5 protein-coding genes and 2 pseudogenes are annotated in these 5,031 nt (G+C 67.3%); 6 read left to right on the forward strand and 1 reads right to left on the reverse strand.

All coding sequences use genetic code 11. The features are described 5' to 3' along the window. The first annotated feature begins 200 nt into the window (after window positions 1-200). The 6 genes and pseudogenes from K4G64_RS38325 (at window position 201) to K4G64_RS38340 (ending at window position 3,488) form a co-directional block, all read left to right on the forward strand. Window positions 201-779 (forward strand): class F sortase, encoded by a 579-nt coding sequence (locus tag K4G64_RS38325; protein WP_221760476.1) that lies wholly within the window; start codon window positions 201-203, stop codon window positions 777-779. A 203-nt stretch (window positions 780-982) separates the two neighbouring features. Next, window positions 983-1,387, forward strand: a pseudogene (locus K4G64_RS41240) (phosphotransferase); the annotation flags it as partial. 109 nt (window positions 1,388-1,496) lie between these two features. Beyond that, on the forward strand, window positions 1,497-1,727 hold the full coding sequence (locus K4G64_RS41245; protein WP_308122605.1) for a hypothetical protein: 231 nt from the start codon (window positions 1,497-1,499) through the stop codon (window positions 1,725-1,727). Between the two features lie 201 nt (window positions 1,728-1,928). Next, complete coding sequence (locus K4G64_RS41250; RefSeq protein WP_308122603.1) at window positions 1,929-2,543, forward strand: hypothetical protein; 615 nt, start codon at window positions 1,929-1,931, stop codon at window positions 2,541-2,543. A gap of 225 nt (window positions 2,544-2,768) precedes the next feature. Beyond that, window positions 2,769-2,924 carry a hypothetical protein gene (locus K4G64_RS41255; protein WP_308122604.1) on the forward strand — a complete coding sequence of 52 codons (156 nt, stop codon included), beginning with the start codon at window positions 2,769-2,771 and terminating at the stop codon, window positions 2,922-2,924. Window positions 2,925-3,254: 330 nt separating this feature from the next. Beyond that, window positions 3,255-3,488, forward strand: a complete 234-nt coding sequence (locus tag K4G64_RS38340) for a hypothetical protein (RefSeq protein WP_221760475.1) — start codon at window positions 3,255-3,257, stop codon at window positions 3,486-3,488. An 18-nt stretch (window positions 3,489-3,506) separates the two neighbouring features. Here the strand turns inward: K4G64_RS38340 and K4G64_RS38345 are convergent. Then, window positions 3,507-4,701, reverse strand: a pseudogene (locus K4G64_RS38345) (IS110 family transposase). Window positions 4,702-5,031 lie beyond the last annotated feature (330 nt).

Here is a 5,031-nt window from a genome sequence, read left to right on the forward strand (position 1 = left end):
GGGGCGGGGAAGCGCTGTCGTCATGCCTGGATGTCATCGCGGTGGTGCCTCTTGCATGCCGTGAGGCGGGGGCACCCACCTCACGGCACGCAAGAGGCACCACCGCGATGACATCCAGGCATGACGACAGCGCTTCCCCGCCCCCGTGCATCCCGTCGGTCAGGCTTCTGATCTGGACCCTGGTGGTGGGTACGGTGCTGATGACCGGCGCGCTGCACGACGGACAGCCGCCGCAGCCCTCGGCCGGCCAGGCCTTCTCCGCCCCGGAGGCCCCGGCGGCCGGCCGCCCCGCCGCGGCCGACTCCGCCGTGCAGCCGCTGCGGCCCTCCGAACCCCTGCGGATCCGGATTCCCGCCATCGCGGTCGACGCCCCTCTGACGAAGCTGAGCCTGGACTCGGCGGGGGCGCTGCGCCCACCGCCCGCCGACGAGCCCGACCTCGCCGGCTGGTACGGCGGGGGTACGACGCCCGGCTCCGTCGGCACGGCGATCACCGCGGGGCACGTGGACCTGCGGACCGGCAGGCCCGGCGTCTTCTACGGCCTCGGCGCCCTGGCCAAGGGCAACACGATCGAGATCGACCGGGAGGACCGGCGCACGGCGGTCTTCACCGTCGACGCCGTGGAGGTCCACGCCAAGGACAGCTTCCCGAGTGAGAAGGTCTACGGCGACTCCGAGCGGGCCGAGCTGCGGGTGATCACCTGTGGGGGCGGTTACGCCGAGCACACCGGATACCAGGGCAACGTCGTGGTCTACGCGACGCTCACCGCGGTGGAATAGCGCTGTGAGAGGCCGACGGTGCGATGTGCCGGCTTGGTGATGGTGGGTGGGTGCCAGTGACGGCGCGTCAAGGACACATCAACCGCATCAAGATACTCAAGAGGCAGCTGTTGGGCCGTGCCGGCTTCGGTCTCCTGCGGAAGCGTGTGCTGCTCGCGCGCCGTGACGGTGGTCTGGAATGCTAAGGACGACGAGCTGGAGCCATGAAGGAAGCAGAAGGCGAAGTCCCGTTGCCCGGCGGGCGGATCACCCCGGGCGTCGCACGTGTGAGAAACACCGTCCGACGACCCGTGACAGCCGCTTCAGAGTTCGTCACCGAACTGCTCGGCCACCTCGAACGCCAGGGATTCACCGGTGCACCACGCTACCTCGGTCTCGACGACAGCGGTCGCGACGTCTTCAGCTACCTACCCGGCCGAGTAACGCCCCTCTTCCAGACCTGGAGCCACGATCAGGCTCTCGCCGCTGGCGTCCTCCCACGATCGCTCCGCGAGGCCACTCGCGGCAGCCGCCTCACTGAGGGCCACCCAGTGGTGTGCCACAACGACCCAGGCCCAAACAACGTCGTCTTCCGCGACGACCGGCCCACGGCCCTCATCGACTTCGACATGGCCGCTCCCGGCCACCCGCTGGAAGACCTCGGTTACATGGCCTGGACGTGGTGCGTCTCCTCCAAGCGCAAGCACCCCCCCCCGGGCCCAGGCACAGGCCGCGCAGGTGCGAATCCTCGCCGACGCCTACGGCCTCAACGCCACCGACCGGACCACCCTCACCGACGCAATGCTCGACCGCCAGGCCCGCAACGCCGACTGGTGGCGTCAACACCTCCATGCTCCCGAACCACGCATGGCCAGCAAGGAACAAATCCTCTCCCGCTTCGCGTGGTCCCTACACGACCACGACCACACCGCTGCCCACCGATCCGCGTTCGAGGCAGCCCTCCGCTGATTTCACCCACCTCATCCACGCAGCACCGCTCGACCACTCACGTGCACGCTTCACGGAAAGCGAGCCAGAACCCGAGTCGGGCAGCACTTGTTCACCAGATCGGGAATCATGTAGGCCGTTCACTCGAATCGAAATGCTCACGAGTTCGAACAGCACGGACACGGGTGATCATGGCCGATGCAGTGACTTAGGGTTTCCGCCATGACCAGAACTACGCCGCCGCGCCCGGTGCACGTTGAAGGCCTCTTTCCAAAGTTGGGGGCGTTTCGTGGTGTGACGACGCGCCTGCACCCGCGGCCGGGGCGTCCGGACGCATCGGTCAGCTCAGTCGGCGGTCCTCTGCTGTGGCCGGCCGACGAACCGTGGCCGGTCTGCACCGAGCCACACAAGCGCAGTAGTGGATACCGAATCGCGAACATCCGTCGCGGGCGTCAGGTGCTCGCCGACGCATGGGCCCGTGACCGACCCAACGACGAGGAACGGGCCCTGCTCAAGGATCTCGGCCGCAGGCACCGTGAACGGGAGATCGCCCACACCGATCCGATCCCGCTGATTGGCTTGGTCCAGCTGTACCGCAGGGACGTGCCCGGCCTTCCGCCGGGCCCGGACGGCTGCGACGTGCTCCAGGTCCTCTGGTGCCCGTTCGAGGCACATGGCCCAAGCCGCTACGGCTTGGCCCCGCACGTGCGCTGGCGCCGTTCCGGCCAGGTCGCTGTGCCGCTAGATGCTCCGGCGCTGCCCGCGCTGCCCGCGCTGCCCGCGCTGGTCGGCTTCGAGGGCGCGATCGCCGAGCCATGCGTGCTGCACCCTGAGTAGGTCGTCACCTACCCGTACGCCGGCTCTCTGCCGGCCAGGCTGTGGAGAAGGGTCGCCGCCTGGGAGGATGCAGAGGAGCGCAAGGCGGAAAAGCGCGGCCTGGATGACAAGCTGGTCACCTACCACCATGATCTGTCGATTCCACAGGGCTGCCGGGTGGGTGGATTCCCCTCCTGGCACACGACCGACCCCCACTCGATGATCTGCGAAGCCTGTGCCGCACCGATGGTTCTACTACTGACCGTCGACAGCCACGAGTGGGACGGTGCCAACGGCAGCTGGATGCCTGCCGAAGAGTGGGATGTCGCCGAGCACCTTCGGGACAGCCGCCCCACACAGCTCACGATCGGCCGAGACGGTCTGCTGAGCATCTTCGCCTGACCCACCGAGCCCGAGCACCCGCATCAATGGAGCTTCCAATAGGTGGGGGCGCGCTTCTCGGACCGGGCGCTGTCACCTCCCGTGAACATCGAACATGCCATGTGCACCTTTCACTCGGCGAGCCCGCCCTTATAGCCAGCTGTGATCGGTCCTCTGGGCAGCACGCCGCGATCCCCGCACCGCTCGACGACACCGCACCCTCGCTGTAGAAGGAGCCGAGCCGACCCGCAATACAAGGTGTTCATCCGGGGGGTGCCCCTATGTGTTTGGTCAAGGTCGAAGGCCAGTAGGTTCGTGTGGTTGAGGGAAGGCCGAGCCGTGGGGGTGTGCATGAGTGATGGCCAGGTCACGATCAAGCTCACGAGCGACGAGGCACTGGTGCTGTCGCACTGGCTGGAGAAGCTCCAGATGACGGACCTCAGCCAGGTTGTCGACGACCCGGCGGTCTGGGCGCCGATTCATAGGACCGCCGGAACGCTCGACAAGACGCTTCCTGAGCTGTTTGCCTCCGACTATGAGGAGCGGCTTGAGGCGGCTCGTCAGAGGCTTCGGCCGGAGGACTGATCGAGCGGTCTGAACTCCTCAGCTGGCTGGAGCGGGTTGGGGTTCGTAGAAGGTTCCGTCACGGAGCATCGCGAACAGGACGTCGGCCTGGCGCCTGGCGAGGCAGAGCAGGACCTGGGTGTGGTGCTTGCCCTGGTCGATCTTCTTGTCGTAGTAGGCCCCCGATGCCGGATCGCCCAAGGCGGCGAACGCGGAGAGGAAGAAGGCCCGTTTGAGCTGCTTGTTTCCTCTCCGGGACGGTTGTTCGCCGCGGATGGAGGAGCCCGAGTTCCGGGTCGTCGGGGCGAGACCGGCGTAGGCGGCGAGGTGGCCGGCGGTCGGGAAGGTGCTGCCGCCACCGACCTCGATCAGAATGCGGGCTCCGGTCCTGACGCCGACGCCCGGCATCGACCTCAGGACCTTCGAAAGAGGGTGGGCCTCCAGGAGTTCCTCGATCCGCTCGGCCAGGAGTTTCCGCTGGTCAAGGACGGTGGTCAGCGAGCTGGCCAGGCTCGGGACGATCAGCGCGGCCGCCTCGGTCCTCGGAACAGTGACGGCCTGCTCGTCCAGCGCGGCGAAAATCTCCTCGATCAGCCGCTCGGCCATCCTTGGAGCCTTCGGCCGTAACAGGGTGAGCAGGCGCCGTCGGCCAGCCTTGCGTATCTGGGCCGGTGACCCGAACCGCTCCAGCAGGGTCAGGACGGTTGGGTGCTGCAAACGCGGCCCCAGTACCCGTTCCAGCGAAAGATGGATCTGGGTCAACAAGCTGTGCAGGCGGTTGGCGACCCGGGTCGCCTCGCCCGCCAGGTCGTCGTCGAAGCCGACGATCATCTCCAGCTCGGCGATCATCTCGTCCTCGCCGTCGATGGCCCGCAGCCTGTGCGGCATCGCGTGGGCCGCGTCCGCGATGACGAACGCGTCCTTCGCATCGGTCTTCGCCTCACCGGGATAGAGTTCGGCGATCCGTCGCATCGTCAGACCCGGCAGATAGTCAAACGGGCACCCCATGTCCCTGGCGACCGCCAGCGGCAGGGCGCCGATCGAGGCCGGCTGGTCGACCACCACCAACCACCAGCACCGTTCCGTGCTTGGCCTGGAGCTTTGAGAAGAGCTCGCGGAGCTTGGGTTCGGTGTTGGGCAGTCGCTTGTCGAACGCCTTCTTGCCGGCCGGGGTGACGGCGGTGTTGCCGACGTCCAGGCGGAGGAAGACGTCGATGTCGCCGGTGTCGATCACGTGCAGGCCCCTCCGGTCACGTTCTCGTCCGGCCTGCCTGGGCACCGAGGTGTCGCATCCACGTTACGGAGAGCTCTTCCGGCTCGGGTGAAGCCGGTGGACCCAGTGACACCACCCCCCGGGTCATCAACAACAGGAGGGGGAAGTCATGCCGGACCCGAAGGCCGGAGGCCCCATTGCGGAGCCAACGAAGACGGTAACGGGGGGGGGTGCCTCTATGTCTTTCGTCAAGCGAGGCGTGGGGTTCGGGGTTCGTAGATGGTGCCGTCGCGGAGCATTGCGAACAGCACGTTGATGCGCTGTCGGGCCAGGCGGAGAAGTGCCTGGGTG

Source organism: Streptomyces sp. WAC04114 (genome assembly GCF_019733245.1).
Classification (GTDB): domain Bacteria; phylum Actinomycetota; class Actinomycetes; order Streptomycetales; family Streptomycetaceae; genus Streptomyces; species Streptomyces massasporeus_A.

Bases quoted from the DNA above. Each gene is read 5' to 3' on its own strand.
- K4G64_RS38325 (WP_221760476.1), top strand. From the start codon at position 201: ATGACCGGCGCGCTGCACGACGGACAGCCGCCGCAGCCCTCGGCCGGC.
- K4G64_RS41250 (WP_308122603.1), top strand. From the start codon at position 1,929: ATGACCAGAACTACGCCGCCGCGCCCGGTGCACGTTGAAGGCCTCTTT.
- K4G64_RS41255 (WP_308122604.1), top strand. From the start codon at position 2,769: ATGGTTCTACTACTGACCGTCGACAGCCACGAGTGGGACGGTGCCAAC.
- K4G64_RS38340 (WP_221760475.1), top strand. From the start codon at position 3,255: ATGAGTGATGGCCAGGTCACGATCAAGCTCACGAGCGACGAGGCACTG.